Below are 16,847 nucleotides of genomic sequence, written 5' to 3' on the forward strand. Positions count from 1 at the left end.
TTGCGCGCTGGCTTTTATTGCGCATAAGTCACTACTTCGGTGGCTAGTATATCGCTCAATAAAAAGTAATCGATTAACCGCCACTTATGGTGCCTCTGAGTGTAATGCACTCAGGTCTTTTCTTCCATACGCAGAAGGTAGGTGTATTGATTAAACCATGTGAGCTTTTAAACAACTTGACGTAAGAGAAGCAAAATTCGGCAAAGTTTACTTTTTTTAAAAGAAAATTACCGGGAGCTATGGAGTGGTAGCAGCAGTAAAGTGAGCCTGCTTCTCAATGCTTTGCAGCAAAGCGCAGCAGGCTCGTTGAAATGTAAAATGCTTTAAAGCTTAAAGCGGTTCGCAATGTCCATTATTGCTATACAGCTTGCGCGTAACGCTTGGCTCGCAGCTGCTAATTCATCTGCCGTTCTCAAGCTACTATCAGCAGCACCCGAAAGCGCATTGATGCGCATATTCGCTTCGGTAGCGGCTTCCGCTTGCTGCTCGGTAGCCCGCGCTATTTCACTACTCATATCTGCAATTTCAGTCATTAAGCGATCAGCTTCTTGCAGATTTTGATTCGCCTGTATAGCGTTATCTACCGTTTTGGTTGACGCTGACTGGCTTACTTTTACTGCATCTACTGCGCTTTTGGCATTACTTTGCAGCTTTTCTATCATCGCTTGGATTTCATCGGTACTTTGTCCGGTTCGACTTGCCAGTGTACGCACTTCATCAGCTACGACGGCGAAACCTCGTCCTTGCTCGCCAGCTCGCGCTGCTTCTATAGCAGCGTTAAGCGCCAGTAAGTTAGTTTGTTCGGCAATACCTCGGATTACATCAAGTACAGCACCAATGCTTTCAGTCTGCGCAGCAAGTTCGGTAACAGCGCTACTTACGCTTTCAATATCAGAGGTAAGAGAGCGTATATCGTTTACGGTACTATCCACAACCGAGGCGCCGTTTTGCACGTTACCCCGCGCGCTGCTGGTACTTTTTTCTGCAGAATCTGCGTTATTGCTAACCTCATTTATCTGCGTTGTCATCTCTTCCATGGCAGCGGCAACTTGAAGCATATTTTCATTTTGCGTCTGTGCCTGAGCGTTGCTATTTTTACTTGATGTTTCTACAAGTTCTGCTTGCTGGGTCAGTGAATTAATATTCTCACGGATCCCTAACAGCGAATGGCGCATTTTTTCGGTATATTCATTAAAGTAGCGTGCCAAACGCGTTACTTCATCTTGGCCAGTTTCAGGCAACGAGCGGGTGAGATCACCTTCTCCTTGTGAGATATCCTTCATTCGCTCACTTACTTCTTGAACCGGTTTCACTATGCTGCCGCCAATCACATAAACAAGCACCACAACTAGCACTATGCTAACCAGACAAAACACCGCAATCACATTGCGAAGATGAGCAAATTCTTTTTCAAGATTGGTAAGGTAGATACCAGAGCCCACTGTCCATCCCCACGGCTTGAACTCTTTAACGTAGGAAATTTTGTCGGTAGGTGACTCTTCACCGGGAAGCGGCCATACATAATCGACAAAACCTTCACCTTTCGATTTCACTTTTTGCGCCATTTCTATAAAGAAGGCTTTGCCGTTCCCGTCTTTAAAGGTTCGTAAATCTTGACCGTCAAGGGCGGGCTTGATGGGGTGCATAACCATAGATGGCGTTTGGTCTTGGATCCAAAAGTAGTTGCTGCCGTCGTATCGTAGCGCTTTGACGGCCTCTAACGCCTGTTGCTTAGCGGTTGCCTCGTCTACGTCGGTGCGCGCCGCGAAGCTACTGAGCATGGTATGAACCACCTCGACCAGGTGCTGATTTTCATCATAAGACTTTTGCTTTAATGCTTCGTAGTGCCTGTTTAAAACAACGGCAGTAAGAAGTACAAATAACAGCGTAATTAGGGCAACGATAATGCCCAAACGTTGAATTAAACTGAATTTTCTTAACCACATCGGCAAATACCTATCTATTTGTATTTTTGTTTTTTTAAAGTGTAGACGGTTTTTTATTAACCGCTTTTTATCACGTTTAAAAAAACACTATTTTAGACGAGCTTTACTTCGACTTTAGAAGCAAATCGCTCACCGCTTTTGTACTAAAAATTAATGCGGTATCGACAGGCTAAAAAATGTCATCTAACGCACTGAATACGTAGCTTGACAAATAATCAAAAAAACTTTGCTGGTAGGGGCTTGGCAGGGCGATTTTGTGTGCTACCATCCGCGCAAATTTGGCACTGTCGTGATCTTCATCCAAAAGTATAAAGTTAAAAGAAGAACGACAGGTCAACGCAGGGTTTCGACTTTGCTTGTTTTTTAGCCGCTTCCATGTAACCGTGAGCAGTCTTACACGGCGGGAACGCTTTTTGTTACAGCTATTTCTATGAAAGGGTTGCAATGCTCATTAACGACACACTTCATACAACTTCACCCCTACGCCAGCGTATAAGAGACTACTATCGTATTAGTGAGTCGGTGGCTGTGGATCAAATTCTTCCCATTGCCGAGGTAAACCCACGTGCACGAAGCCGTGCATGGGAACGTGCACGAAAGATGGTGCTTCAAATTCGCCGAGAGCAAGAAGGGCACGGTGGTGTAGACGCATTATTAAATGAATACTCGCTATCTACAGCAGAAGGTGTGGTATTGATGTGCCTGGCTGAAGCCTTGCTGCGTGTTCCAGACAAAGCGACTCAAGATGAGCTTATTCGTGACAAGCTGTCTCAGGGACAGTGGACACCTCACTTGGGGAATTCAGAGTCGTTATTTGTTAACGCATCGGCGTGGGGCTTGTTGTTTACGGGCAACATGGTGAACTATGCCGACAAGCGCAAGAAAGAACAGTTTGGCTTATTAAAACAAACCCTTGGCCGCTTAGGTGAACCTGTTATTCGCCGCGCTATGAACATTGCGATGCGCGTTATGGGTCGTCAGTTCGTTATGGGCGAAACCATTGAAGATGCGGTAGATCGCGCCAAAGAGAAAGAAACCAAAGGGTACGTATATTCTTACGACATGCTAGGCGAAGGCGCACGCACTATGCGCGACGCTGAGCGTTACTACGATGCATACGTAAAAGCAATAAAAGTAATCGGTAAAGCGGCTAACGGACGCGGTCCTAAGCGTTCACCGGGGATCTCGGTAAAGCTTTCTGCTATTCACCCACGCTTTGAATTTTCTCACCGCGAACGCGCCATGGCAGACATTCCGCCGCGCTTGAAAGCGCTGTGTATGATGGCGAAAGAATACGATATCGGTTTAACCGTAGATGCGGAAGAAGCTGACCGTCTAGAGCTTTCTCTAGATATTATTGAAGCTGTATTTCGCGATGAAGACCTGAACGGTTGGACAGGCTTTGGCTTGGCCGTACAGGCCTACCAAAAACGCGCAATCCACGTTATAGAGCACTTACGTGAACTTACCCTAGAGGTAGGTCGTCCGCTAATGGTGCGTTTGGTTAAAGGTGCCTATTGGGATACTGAGATTAAGCTTACTCAACAAGCGGGCCTTGAAGAGTTCCCTGTATTTACCCGTAAGTCGTCAACAGATGTGTCATACCATGCCTGTGCGAACCGTCTACTTGAGTATCGCGACACCATTTACCCGCAGTTTGCGACTCACAATGCCTACACAGCGTCTGTAATTGTTGAGCTTGCTGGTGACGACAAAGAAGGTTTTGAGTTCCAGTGTCTGCACGGTATGGGCGATACCCTTTACGATCAGGTGGTAACACAGGATAAAATTCAGTGCCGTGTTTATGCACCTGTAGGTGAACACGAAGACTTATTGGCCTACCTTGTACGTCGTCTTCTTGAAAACGGCGCGAACTCGTCGTTTGTAAACGCTATCGTTGACGATGAAAAACCGGTTGAGTCTTTGCTTGAAGATCCGGTAGAGAAAACACAACGCCTGAAAGTACGTTATAACAAGTTAATTAAAACCCCACGTGGGCTGTATGCGCCAGAGCGCGACAACTCGCGTGGTCTAGACCTAACCGACACTAATGCGGTAATTGCGCTTAAACATGAACTTGAACGCTGGCAGGATTACTACAAAGTGACCGGTGAAGTGCCAGAAGGTGCGACAGCGGTACTTAGCCCAACTAACCACAACGACGTGGTAGGTTATCACCATTACGCTACGCCTGATGATATGCGCAAAGCATTAGATGAAGCCGAGGCTGGGTTTGAAGCATGGTCTAAACGCGATGTAAGCGAGCGCGCAGAAATACTTAATCGAACAGCAGATGCGCTTGAGCGCCACATGGCAGAACTTATCGCTATCTGTATGCGTGAAGCCGGTAAAGTAGCGCAAGACAGTATTGATGAAGTGCGTGAAGCCGTTGATTTCTGTCGCTACTACGCGGCGCGTGCAGAAGAGCTTGCTGAAGATCAACGCTTACTTCCTCGTGGTGTTGTGCTTTGTATTAGCCCGTGGAACTTTCCACTAGCTATCTTCTTAGGCCAAGTGGCAGCGGCACTTGTAACAGGTAACACGGTTATTGCTAAGCCTGCTGAACAAACCAGCATTATTGCGCAGCGTGCGGTAGATATTATGCACTCGGTAGGCCTGCCAGAAGACGCATTGAAACTTATCGTATCGCCTGGTAAAGAAGTGGGCGAAACCCTTCTACCAGACGAGCGCATTAAAGCGGTAATGTTCACAGGTTCAACGCAAACCGGTACGTTAATTTCCCAAGTGCTTGCAGAACGTGGTGGCGAACAGGTGCCATTGATTGCAGAGACGGGCGGTCAAAACTGTATGATCGTTGATTCAACTGCACTGCCAGAGCAGGTAGTTGATGACGTGATCCACTCTGGTTTCCAAAGTGCTGGTCAGCGCTGCTCAGCGCTTCGCGTATTGTTCGTACAAGACGAAATTGCTGATGACCTTATCGAAATGCTAACCGGCGCCATGAAAGAGCTTACCGTTGGTGACCCAACGCAGCTTGCTACCGATGTGGGCCCTGTTATTGACGAGAAGGCACTAAAGAGCCTAACCGATCACCAAGAGTATATGGAAGATAAAGCAAAGCTGCTTTATCGCAATGAAATGCCAGCAGGCTTTGAAAACGGTACTTTCTTCGCACCGACCTTGTATGAAATCAAGAACATCGATGTGCTTGAAAAAGAAGTGTTTGGCCCTGTGGTGCATATTGTTCGCTTTAAGTCGAAAAACCTTGATAGTGTGCTAGAGCAAATCAATGGCACAGGTTACGGCCTGACTATGGGCATTCACTCGCGTATTGAAGAGCGTGCTAACGAGCTGGCAGCGAAGAGCCGCGCGGGTAACGTGTACATTAACCGCAACATGATTGGCGCTATTGTTGGCGTTCAGCCATTCGGTGGACGTGGATTGTCTGGTACAGGTCCAAAAGCGGGTGGCCCTAACTATCTGCCTCGCTTAATGATGGAGCGTGCTACACCTAAGCCATCGCGCATTGATGATGTAGACGGTACTGATGCAGCGCTTGTCGGTGATGAAAAGATTGCAGAGCGTGCGCACGTAATGATGGATAAAGCGAAAGCGGTAGAAGTGCAGTGGCGTCATACGCCGTTGAATGACCGTATTTCTATGGTTCGTCAGCTTCTGGCAAAAATTGCGAAAGTGGACATTGTTGACGAGCTTGCTGATGACTTGAACCGTACGCTTGCGACGGCGCGTCAGCAGTTAACCAGCGTTGAGCGCAAGCTTGCCAAGCCACAAACCTTGCCGGGCCCAACAGGTGAATCGAACAAGCTTTACTTAGAGCCTCGCGGAATCTTGGTGTGTTTCGCCGATAAAGAAGTAACCTTCGAATACTGGTTACTGTCTGTTGTGACCGCGTTATCAACGGGTAACCCGGTAGTATCAGTTGTGTCTGAAATCTTCTATGAAGAAGCCGTTGAAATTCAAAATAAATTTGAATCAACTGGCGCACCTAAAGGCTTATTCCAGGTAGCGCGTCTTGCGCATCTAGATACCTTGCTAATGGATGAAGATTTATCTGGCGTGGTGGTCGACTCTGGTACTGAACGTACTGCGCGTATTACAGCAATGCTGTCATCCCGCGAAGGCGCTATTTTGCCGGTTATCACAGCAGAATATAACGACAACCTTATTCAACGTTTGATGACAGAGAAAACCATCAGTATCGATACTACGGCATCAGGTGGTAACACGTCATTGATGACCTTGGTCGAAGATGATGAATAAGCGATAATGCTTGTGGTAAATACCGACTTTGCAAGATAGCGATTTAATTGAGAGCTATCTTCACAACATGTCATTCAAAGGCCAGCGCTAAGCTGGCCTTTTTAATACCTTATTCTTACCTTTCTCATTTATTTCTAATTCCTTGCTCTTTTCTTAACCGGACCTTAACCCTGCGTTTGAAATACTCGTGTCAGTTAATTTAAAAAAGCTGCGCATAGACCTTCGAAAGTAAGCTGTGCGCCAAATAATAGGCACAAGTCATGGGCAAGATAAAACTGACGGTAAATAGCATTACCCTTTGCATTTTGCTGTCTGCATGCACAAGTACTGATGACAGAGCGTTGAGCGAATCGGCATCGTCGTCAACGGGTAACAACGTTGTGTGGCAGTCTCAAGCGCGGCAACAAGAATCAACACAAACCTTGCTGCTGAATTCGGACACGACGTTAACCGATGTCATTGATATCAAAGAGTTACCCCACTTAGCCGGTTACATTGATGAAGCCCTGTCTTCTAATGCTAGTCTGCAGCAGTCGTTAATAACGCTTAGAAAAGCACAAGTAGCCATTGATAGTGCAAAAGCGGATAGGAACCTTAATGTTGACGCGAGCTTCTCTGCGTCAAAAAGTGAAACCACCAATAGCAGTGCATCTACCAGCTCAAATACCAACTCCAGTACGAGCTCTAATTCGAGCAGTCCGAGCTATAGTGCGAGCATGAATGTCAGTTGGGAGCTGGACCTATGGCAAAAAATCAGCGATGGAATAAGTGCAGCAAACTTAGATGCAGCAAGTGCCAGAGCCAGCTATCAGTCTGCCAGAGATTCTCTGGTCGCTAACGTAGTAAGAAGCTATATCGACGTACTCACTCAGCAGCAATTACTGAATATTGAGCAGTCTCGGTTAACGGTACTAGAAAATAACGAAGCCGTTATTTTAAAGCGCTATAGCACCGGTCTTGGAAGTTTAGACGACCTAGATACCGCGCGCACTAGCAGCGCAAATACCCGCGCTACTATTGCCCAATATGAAAATGCACTTTTAACAGCAAAGCGCACCTTGGCCGTACTCTTAGGCAGGCAAAACCAATCGCTAAACGAGCTCAACACTCAAGTTAATTTTCCCGACGTGTTATTGCCGCTAACAACTTTGCCAAAACAGGATCTGGCACGTAGACCCGATCTTCAGGCGGCCTTTTATGCATTAAAAGCAACAGAGTTTGAAGTCGATGTGGCCTACAAAGCCTTGTTGCCAAGCATTAGCTTGTCTGCATCACTTTCTGATAATGCCTCTACACCTTCACAAGCTTTGTTTACTAACCCTTTATGGAGTTTGCTTGGGCAGATGACCGCGCCACTGTTTCAGGGGGGCGCTTTAAGGGCGCAAATTGAAGATGCAAAGCTAACCTCAGCCAATGCCTGGTGGCAGTATCGCGAAACGTTATTAACGGCGGTACAGGAAACCCAAAATGCGCTGGATAGCGAAACCGCGTTGAGTGCTCGAATTAGCCACACCAACGTGGCGTTAGCGAATGCAGAGCGCAGCGTCTCTACCATTGAAGGTCAATATCGACAGGGCCTTGCTGACATCTTGGACTTACTTTCAGTATATGAAACGCGCTTTAACTTACAAGCTCAGGCAGTTGAGCTGCACGCCCAGAAATTACAAAACCGAATTGACTTAGGCCTAGCCCTTGGCCTTGGAGTGTCACAATGAGAAACAAACGAATTATTGTAACCTTACTCGCCGCTGCAAGTATTGCGCTAGCGGTTATGTATACCATGACGAATATGGGCGCCCAACATCCCGGCGCAAAACCGCAGGCCGAATCAAAGCCAACGTCTCCCGCTATTTCCGCGATTGCCGAGCAACCACAAAATGCCGCTCAGGCAAAGAGACCTGCAGGTGGAGAAAGGCCAGTAGCATCACCTACTGCCGATAGCGGTGTGAACAGGCTTAACAAGGCAAGCGACACGTCATCAGTGAATACCACTAATCGCAGCCCAAAGGGAGAACAAAGCGGCAATACTCAGCTGGCTCAAGTAGGCGTTATTGATGTAACCGCCGACAGCTATAACGCTAAGGTGAGGGGGTATGGTCAGGTTGTTCCGCAAGATAGTTTGAGCTTAGTCGCACAGGTTAGTGGTCAAGTTACTGATATATCTTCGTCTTTTAAAACTGGTGCCCTAGTGGCTAATAATACGGTATTGGCACGTATTGATGACACCAACTATCAACAGGCGTTAGCAAGTGCAAATGCTACCTATCAAGCGGCTGTGGTAAGTCTGGAAGAAGAGCGATTACAGGGTATTCAAGCGAAAGATGAATGGACACGTTCAGGGCTTGATGGTGAACCTTTATCGGCATTAGTACTGCGTGAGCCACAGCTAAAAGCGGCTCAGGCCACTTTGGATGAAGCCGAGCAAAGTGTAAATTCAGCCAAGCGAGATTTGGCGTTTACCTCGTTACGTGCACCTTTTAATGCATTGGTGGTCAGCCGTGACATTGCGCTAGGGAGCTATGTTCAAGCTGGCAGTGCGGTCGCCACACTTTATTCTGCAGATATTGCCGAAGTGGCAATTGGCCTTTCACCTAGCCAATGGGCTCAACTCCCGGCTTCTGCTATCTCGCAAAAGCAAGAAGTATGGTTAGTAATGCCATCTACCGGGCAGTTGGCAAAGTTCACGCCTTCGGTTTTGTTTGAAAGCGAAGGTTATGCCTACATCACCCCGCCAAAAACCAGTGAAGTTACGGGCGATATTGTGAGTAATGTTGCGGGAAAAACCTCGGGTAACGCTAGCGACAACAGCATGTCAGAACAGGTTGGCGAAATACGCCAAGCGCTGGTGGTTGCGCGCCCTTTAAACAGCTATCTGGTGAATACCAAAGTATTGCCTGTAGTGGAAGGACAAACAGGAGGGCAAGCTGATGACAAATAATCGAAACGGCGCGCCGTTTGACGGGGGCGAGAGTCCGAAAGGCAATAGGAATGGTGGGAATAACGCCCGGGGAATTATCGCTTGGTTTGCGCAGAACTCAGTAGCGGCCAATTTGCTCATGGTCAGCCTTATTGTGCTTGGCTTGGTTTCCATGAACGATATCCGCAAAGAGGCATTTCCAAGTATGGAGCCACGCTTTGTTACCATTTCAATGACATACGATAGTGGTGATCCTAAACAAGCAGAAGAAGGGATAGCTATCAAAATTGAAACCGCTCTGGAAGCAATTCCGGGGATTAAGCGAATTACCTCTACCTCGAACGCCAGCGGCGCCAGTGTGCAGGTAGAAAAAGAAACCGAATACGATTTAGACACGCTTTTCAACGACATCAAAACCGAAGTAGATAGTATTTCTAACTTCCCGTCAGATGCTGAAAACCCTGTTATCAGCAAAGCACGCCGACAAGAACACGCTATTTGGGTGCAGCTTTATGGTGACGTCGACCACGCTTCGCTTCAATACTTGGGTGAGCAATTAGAACGAGATTTACTGGCAACAGATGACATTCGCGAAGTCAGCGCAGGCAGCTTTGTCGACCCTATGATGTCTATTGAAATAGACGAAGGTAAGCTTCAAGCCTACGGATTAACGCTGTCAGACGTGGCTGATGCCGTTAACCAGGAGTCGAATACCGCGCTTACAACCAGCTTGCGCAACAAAGAAAAAGTGATTCGTTTAAAAGCGTCTGAACAGTCTTACTGGGCGAAAGATTTTGCCAACATCCCCCTCATTACGGATACCAATGGCGTCATACTCACCGTTGGCGATGTTGCTACAGTGCGCGATATGTTTGCCGACGACAGCTATCACTTGTCACGTTACAACGGTACCAATGGCTATGGAATTCAGGTGCTTATGGACGAATATGGTGACGTAACAAAAATGGTACAGCAGGCTCACGAAGTAGTGGACGCATGGCACGAAAAAGGCTTGCTACCTGAAGGCGTAGAGCTTGAAACCTGGTATGACAAAAGTACGCTTATTACCGAGCGATTGACGTTACTTACCAGCAATGCGCTTATGGGCATTATGTTGGTATTTGTTACTCTTGCCGTGTTTCTAAATTTACGCGTGGCTTTTTGGGTGGCGGCTGGCTTGCCCTTTATCTTCTTCGGCACCTTGTACTTCATGACCGACAGCTATACGGGAATGACGCTAAACGAAATGACCACATTCGGTTTTATCATGGCCCTTGGCATTGTGGTGGACGATGCCGTGGTGGTGGGGGAAAGCGTGTACGCCACGCGTAAACAGCATGGCGATACGCTTCAAAATACCATTTTAGGTACCCATAAAGTGGCGGTTCCCACACTGTTTGGTGTACTAACCACAGTGGCCACTTTTTTCGCATTATCGAACGTATCGGGCGGCTTAGGTACGCTTTATTCTCAGTTCGGCACTATCGTTACCTTGTGTTTGTTGCTGTCGGTGGTGGAATCGAAGCTGATCTTACCTTCTCATTTAGCTCATCTGCCAACTAAGCAAAAAGCGCGAAGGGGATTAGGTGGCGTATGGAACAAAGTACAGCAAAAAGCGGATGGTGGACTTCAGTGGTTTAATTACCGCGTGTATGAGCGCTTATTGAAAGTCACCGTAGCCTACCGTTATGCCGCTGTATTGTTGTTTATTGCCTTATTTGTCATGGTGGTTAGCCTACCGCTTATAGGTGCGGTAAGAGTAAGCTTCTTCCCCAGCATGCAGGGCGACACGGTTTCGGCCAATATGTCGCTTTACAGCGATGCCAGCTATGGACAGAACGAACGCAACTTAATGCTGCTAGAGAAAAATGCGCTTGAGGCAGACCGCCAATTAACCCAAGAAAATGGCGCAGATAAAAGTGGCATTAGCAGTTTGCAAGTAACGGCGAGTGGTGATCAAAGCGGCACAATCACCATTTCACTTGATGAAGACTCCTCTTATTCTCTTGATGAATTGTCGGCACGCTGGAATACGTTAACTGGCAATTTAGAAGGCGTAAAAAGTCTAAAAATACGCTCACGCCGAGAGATGGTCGACGGGTTTAACGTTGAAATTAAAAGCATTAACGACGATACCCTGACGGCGGCTAACGATGCCTTTATTGAAGTACTTAACAATATCGATGGTGTATATGCAGTTGAGAGTTCGCTAACACCCGGCGAAGCCATGATGCGCTTTGAACTTACCCCCGAAGGACGAGCGTTGGGGTTGAATACGCAAAGCCTATCGCAGCAACTGTTAAAAGCATTTGGTGGCGAAATTGTTCAGCGCTATTTGCGCGATAAAAACGAAGTAAAAGTGCGGGTGCGTTATCCTGAACAAGACAGAATGAATCCGTCTGATGTAATGAACACGCAAGTGCGTCTGGACGACGGCACCGTAGTACCGCTTTCTGTAGTGGCTAACGTTATTCAAGATGTACAAGAAAAACAGGTGGTACGTATAGACGGCCTACGCGCCCTAACGGTTAGCGCGTCGGTGGATAGCGATGTTATCACCTCAACCGAACTGGTGAATTACTTAAACAACGAGTTTGTTCCTCAGCTATCGCGTCAGTATCAGGACTTATCGCTTTATTTTGCCGGTGAGGCTGAGCAGCAAGCTGAAACGCAAAGCTCCATGCAGAGCGTGTTTATATTAGCCTTGTTGTCTATTTTTGCGTTGTTGGCGATTCCGCTTAAATCCTACGTACAGCCGCTTATTATTATGACCGCCATCCCCTTTGGTATAGTCGGAGCCATTATCGGCCACTGGTCGAATGGATTAATGATAAGTCTGCTCTCGCTGAACGGCATACTGGCGCTTAGCGGCGTAGTGGTTAACGACAGCTTGTTGTTGGTTTCACGATTCAACGCTTTGCGAGAAGAAGGTGTGCCGGTGGAAACGGCAGTTATTGAAGCTTGTACCAGTCGCTTGCGAGCTGTGTTGTTGACCTCAATTACCACCTTTGTAGGCTTATATCCCATATTGGGCGAAACGTCGGTACAAGCGCAGTTCTTAATTCCGGCAGCCGCGTCGCTGGGTTACGGTATATTGTTTGCCACCGTCATCACACTTTTATTAATACCCGCATTACTGTTAATTTATGACGATGTAAGCCGTCTAATGGCAAAGCATTTGGTTAAACCTTTAACGGAGAGTACGGCTAATGATCCGCGTGTTACTAGTGGAAGATGATATGGGCCTGGCGGGCAATATTATCGACTATTTAGAGCTTGAAGACATGGTATGTGACCACGCTGCAAACGGTGTAGCCGCGCTGTCTCTTATCCAAAAGCATCCGTTTGATGTTGTGGTGCTGGACATTAATTTACCGCGACTTGATGGCTTAAGCGTATGTGAGAGGGTGCGGGAAGACGGCAACGATACGCCTATTATTATGCTAACCGCCCGTGACCAGTTGGAAAACAAGCTAGAAGGGTTTCAAAAAGGCGCCGATGACTATTTAGTGAAACCGTTTGACATGCCCGAACTGGTTGCTCGGGTTTTTGCACTGGCGCACAGGCGTTCATCACAAGTGAAAAAGCTGCGCTTTGGCAACGTAAGTTTAGCAATGGGAAGCGACGTAGTAAGTGTTGAGAACGTGCCTATTAAGTTAAGCCCCACAGCATTTACGCTGCTAAAGGCATTGTTACAGCAACAAGGAAAAGTTATGCCACGGGAGCGTCTTCTCGATGCGGTTTGGGGAGAAGAAGCGCCAGAGAGCAATGCGCTTAAAGTGCATCTTCATAATTTGCGTAAATCACTGGTGCAAGCGAATGCCAGCATAGAGGTAAAAGCAGTAGCCGGCACAGGCTTTTGTGTGACGTTAAAACCAGAGCAGTCCAATTCAGTGCAAAGTACAAGCGCGGAACCAAAAAGTACAAATAAAGGAAACGATCAGTGGTAAATGGCCTTCGCATCAGCTTAAGACGCTACGTCTTGTGGTCGCTATTAAGTTTGGCCGCCGTAGTTATTGTGCTCTTTTCAATACAAAGCAGCGATAGCTTTTTCGATGGTATGGACGGCATGCTGAGAAATACCATGATACGGGCGGCAGAAAGCGCAAAGCTTGATGACAACAAGCATGCTCAAATTCTCGATTTACATGTTTTTGCGAACTACGAGAGTTTGCCTGACGAAGTGAAGCAGAGCTTTTCCAAAGAGAGCTTTATACCGTTTTCACTTATGAAAGATATCAACAAACCTGATTGGTTTTCCCGTCCTATTTCGGCTCACTTTGCCGTGTTAGTTCCGTTAGAAAATGGAGAATCGCGATACGTTACCCAAGTGTTTGTCGCGCCACCTTCTGACGGCAAAAAACACTTTAGAATAAACCATGTTATTTACAGCGCCATTGTGGGCGTAGTTGCACTGGTTTCGTTTTTTGTCGCCTTGCTTTTTCTTATGCGCAGCGTGTCTCGCCCCATAGAGTCATTGCAGAGGTGGGCGGCGTCTTTGGATGAACAAGAGCTCGATAAGCCTATCCCAGAGTTTCGTTATAAGGAACTTAACGCGCTAGCAGGGATGACACATGGCAGCTTGCAAAACGTGCGCAATACCCTAAATCGAGAACGAGAATTTGTTAACCACGCGAGTCACGAGCTTAGAACGCCGATTGCCGTTATTAGAAGTAGCGCGGCATTACTGCACAGAGTGATCGATAGTGAAAATACTAAAGGCAATAACGCGCTTGCGCGGGTGGATCATGCCTCAAAAACCATGGCAGATTTGACCGAAACTCTACTTTGGTTAGGAAGAAATGAAGAAGCAGCTTTACCCAAAGAAAAGGTTAACCTTAAAGCAATGGTTGAGGCTCTAAGCCAAGATTTAATGTATTTGCTGTCGGGAAAAGACGTGAGTGTGCAGCTGCAATTGAGCGATTGTGAGTTAACGCTGGCCAAAACGGCGAGCGAAATTGTGATAGGAAATGTGATTCGAAACGCTTATCAGCACACGCAGCAAGGAAGAGTCACAATAAGTCTTTCAGATGCAACGCTCACCGTGCTCAACGAAGAGGACGGCCTTGAAGAAGAGGCGCTTAACGAAAAAGGCCAAGCGACTTTATCTGCGCCGACTATCAGTGAATTAGATGGCGGATTTGGAATAGGGTTAAAACTCATTGATAAGCTTTGTGCGAAGCTTAAATGGGGTTATGCACATGAGAGGATAACAGCCCGAGGGTCACACGATGAACAAGGTGATGTTTCTCGTATGACAAGAGGGTATAGAGTGTTGCTTACAGTACGATAATAGGCGCATATAACTCATCAAAGTGTTTGCACGTTGTCACTCCTAATCCATTTACCGAAACGAGCCCAATAGAAAACGCCGATGCTAACATCGGCGTTTTCGTTTTTTAGCGTCCAGCTTTAAAACCTACACTACATCCATTCGCTGTTTCTACGCTTGCGTTTAGGAAGGTAAGTGAGCATTACACCAAGCAATATCCCCACGCCTGCCACTATGCCACCGCGAGTAAACCAGGTAACAAGCTCGTCTTTATTAGCGCTTTCAACCTTAGCCGTTAAACGAATAATTTGAGACGCTTGCTCGTCGTTTGTGGTGGTAAGTTTAGACACCTTTTGGCGAGCATCGTTAAGCTGCTGACGAAGTTTGGCATTTTCTGATTGTGCAGCTTGAAGTCCACTTTGGCTCTCAGCTAGCTTCTCACTTATGATTGGCAATTGCTCGGCTTGCGACATGGTATTAGACACAAACTTACTTTCAACCCAGCCTTTACGTCCTTCGTTGTCGGTAATTTGGGTAAATTCAGCATCATTGTCGCGGGAGAGCACAGTAATAGGTGTGCCCGCCTCAATTGAACCTAGAATGCGGTAGTTACGACCAGGTCCAGTATGCATAAAGATAAACAAGTCATCTCTTATGTAATGCGAAGAAGACGCTTCTAAATCAGCGGTATCTTGTAGCGAAAATGCTTGAAAAGAGCATGCAATAAGGGCTGCTGCTAACCACTTTCGAATCATATGAAGTCCAATTTTAGAATTTAAAACGTGAAGATGGTATTGGTTGACCGCGATAAAGGCAAGTTTGTTCCACTTTTGTCTAATTAAAGCATCTTGTTTCATGGCGCCAGCATTGCGAAAAGTAAGCGACAAAGGTAAGGTGTCAGCATCATAAGCTGTGCCTAGCGCAACCATGTCAGAAATAGAATTAAAATTTGTAACGGGTGACAACGCCCACCATGCGTTTACTCAACGTGTACTTCCTCTTTTCGAAAAAAACAGTATTCAGGTTAACTCTCATCGTGAAATGCGCCTTGAAAACGACTATTACGATACCGATAAGCTCGATTTTCAAAACAATAAAATGGGCTTTCGTGTTCGAGGTAACAATGGTGAATACGAACAGACGCTAAAGACTAACGGCGTGGTCAGCGGTGGTCTGCACAAACGCATGGAATACAATGTGAGCCTTGATAATTCAAGGCCCGACCTCACGCTATTTGAAGCCAGCGCTTGGCCCCAAGATTGGGACGTGGCGGCAAAAAACACGCGTCTATCTAAACAGTTTAGCACTCACTTTACTCGCAATGCCTATGTGGTTAGTGTGGGTGAAAGTGTGGTTGAGATTGTGCTGGACTGTGGTGAAGCAAGTACAGAAAAAGCCAGTTCCCCAATCAACGAAATAGAGCTTGAGTTGATGTCAGGTGATATCAACAGTTTGTTTACGTTAGCTGTGCTAATAAACGACAACATGCCGGTACGCCTTAGTGATGTATCAAAAGCGGCGCAGGGATATCAATTACTTCACGGTTTTAACGCTAAAGTTCGACACCTGCCAGATTTCCTTGCGCTTGAAGACACAACCACCACGGAAGAAGCATTTAGCCACGCGGTTCAAACTGCATTGGCGCATTGGCAGCACCACGAGCATGTGTTTTGCGAAAGTGGTTCAATAAAAATGCTCGCGGAAGTCGCCAAGAGTGTACGCTTGTTACTTCAAAGTGTATCGCTTTACTTGCCGGTTCTGCAGTGCCCTGAGCTACTAGCCCTGCATAAAAAACTGGTCACCCATGCGCAAAAGTGGGGTTGGCAAGACGACTTACAAAGTTTGCGTTACTTGCTCTCTAAAAAGAGCATGTTTAACAAAACTCTCAGCAAACATCCTGCAGTAGTAAGCTATTTGCAAGGACGACAAACAGGTTTAATGCAGGCTCATGAGCCCGAAAAGCTGTTTTTCGACAACGATGCCACAGACATTAAGCTACACGCCATAAGTCTTATTCAGAATAAGCCGTGGCAAAAAGTCGCAACGGGTTTTGATCATCCCGTGCTTGATCATGCAAAAGGCTGGCTGTCGCAAGGTTGGCAAACTGTACAGCAAAGTATGCCGCTAAATAAAACCATGGGGCCTGCCAATTACAGCGCTGTAGAAGTAATGCTTAGGCAGACATTATGGAGTGGATTTCTGCTCGGTGACTTGTTTGTAGAAGAGCGGGGTAATTTTCGCGCACCGTGGTTAGATTTGCTCACTGGTATTGATGAGCTGAATGCGCTGCTTATGTTAAAGCAGTCGATAGACGACGCCGAAGTAGACTCCCATGACGAAGTGCGTAAATGGACAGCAGAGAAACTCAGCACGCTTATTCGAATTATGGAACGAACTCGCACAGTGGCTATGCAACGTGACGTTTACTGGTAATTGTTTTCTATGCATATGTGGTTACTGTAAACATGCA

Annotated in this window: 9 protein-coding genes; 7 read left to right on the forward strand and 2 right to left on the reverse strand. The window is 46.7% G+C overall.

The window, feature by feature from the left end; translation table 11 throughout:
- Nucleotides 1-323 precede the first annotated feature (323 nt).
- On the reverse strand, nt 324-1,946 hold the full coding sequence (locus NO989_RS01975) for a methyl-accepting chemotaxis protein (protein ID WP_014948166.1): 1,623 nt from the start codon (nt 1,944-1,946) through the stop codon (nt 324-326).
- Nucleotides 1,947-2,390: 444 nt separating this feature from the next.
- On the opposite strand from NO989_RS01975, the gene putA reads away from it, so the two are divergent.
- From putA to NO989_RS02005, 6 genes are all read left to right on the forward strand, one after another.
- A complete protein-coding gene (putA, locus tag NO989_RS01980; protein WP_371341974.1) occupies nt 2,391-6,188 on the forward strand; it encodes a bifunctional proline dehydrogenase/L-glutamate gamma-semialdehyde dehydrogenase PutA in 3,798 nt (1,265 codons plus the stop codon).
- A gap of 260 nt (nt 6,189-6,448) precedes the next feature.
- Nucleotides 6,449-7,903, forward strand: a complete 1,455-nt coding sequence (locus NO989_RS01985; RefSeq protein ID WP_371341975.1) for a TolC family protein — start codon at nt 6,449-6,451, stop codon at nt 7,901-7,903.
- On the forward strand, nt 7,900-9,126 hold the full coding sequence (locus NO989_RS01990; protein WP_371341976.1) for an efflux RND transporter periplasmic adaptor subunit: 1,227 nt from the start codon (nt 7,900-7,902) through the stop codon (nt 9,124-9,126). Before NO989_RS01985 ends, NO989_RS01990 begins: the two co-directional genes overlap by 4 nt.
- Complete coding sequence (locus tag NO989_RS01995) at nt 9,116-12,343, forward strand: efflux RND transporter permease subunit (RefSeq protein ID WP_371341977.1); 3,228 nt, start codon at nt 9,116-9,118, stop codon at nt 12,341-12,343. Before NO989_RS01990 ends, NO989_RS01995 begins: the two co-directional genes overlap by 11 nt.
- On the forward strand, nt 12,315-13,055 hold the full coding sequence (locus NO989_RS02000; RefSeq protein ID WP_156085928.1) for a response regulator transcription factor: 741 nt from the start codon (nt 12,315-12,317) through the stop codon (nt 13,053-13,055). Before NO989_RS01995 ends, NO989_RS02000 begins: the two co-directional genes overlap by 29 nt.
- Complete coding sequence (locus tag NO989_RS02005; RefSeq protein WP_348670536.1) at nt 13,049-14,398, forward strand: HAMP domain-containing sensor histidine kinase; 1,350 nt, start codon at nt 13,049-13,051, stop codon at nt 14,396-14,398. Before NO989_RS02000 ends, NO989_RS02005 begins: the two co-directional genes overlap by 7 nt.
- Nucleotides 14,399-14,529: 131 nt before the next feature.
- Here NO989_RS02005 and NO989_RS02010 read toward each other — a convergent pair whose 3' ends face one another.
- On the reverse strand, nt 14,530-15,342 hold the full coding sequence (locus tag NO989_RS02010; protein ID WP_069943706.1) for a TIGR04211 family SH3 domain-containing protein: 813 nt from the start codon (nt 15,340-15,342) through the stop codon (nt 14,530-14,532).
- Between NO989_RS02010 and NO989_RS02015 the strand changes: the two genes are divergently transcribed.
- Entirely contained in the window at nt 15,305-16,810 is a 1,506-nt protein-coding gene (locus NO989_RS02015) for an inorganic triphosphatase (RefSeq protein ID WP_039224442.1), read from the forward strand. The genes NO989_RS02010 and NO989_RS02015 overlap by 38 nt on opposite strands.
- Nucleotides 16,811-16,847: the final 37 nt, after the last annotated feature.

Origin of the sequence: Alteromonas sp. DY56-G5 (assembly GCF_041414725.1) — a bacterium.
Lineage (GTDB): Bacteria > Pseudomonadota > Gammaproteobacteria > Enterobacterales > Alteromonadaceae > Alteromonas > Alteromonas macleodii.

Bases quoted from the DNA above. Each gene is read 5' to 3' on its own strand.
- NO989_RS01985 (WP_371341975.1), top strand. From the start codon at position 6,449: ATGGGCAAGATAAAACTGACGGTAAATAGCATTACCCTTTGCATTTTG.
- NO989_RS01995 (WP_371341977.1), top strand. From the start codon at position 9,116: ATGACAAATAATCGAAACGGCGCGCCGTTTGACGGGGGCGAGAGTCCG.
- NO989_RS02000 (WP_156085928.1), top strand. From the start codon at position 12,315: ATGATCCGCGTGTTACTAGTGGAAGATGATATGGGCCTGGCGGGCAAT.
- NO989_RS01990 (WP_371341976.1), top strand. From the start codon at position 7,900: ATGAGAAACAAACGAATTATTGTAACCTTACTCGCCGCTGCAAGTATT.
- NO989_RS01975 (WP_014948166.1), bottom strand. From the start codon at position 1,946: ATGTGGTTAAGAAAATTCAGTTTAATTCAACGTTTGGGCATTATCGTT.
- NO989_RS02015 (WP_039224442.1), top strand. From the start codon at position 15,305: ATGTCAGAAATAGAATTAAAATTTGTAACGGGTGACAACGCCCACCAT.
- putA (WP_371341974.1), top strand. From the start codon at position 2,391: ATGCTCATTAACGACACACTTCATACAACTTCACCCCTACGCCAGCGT.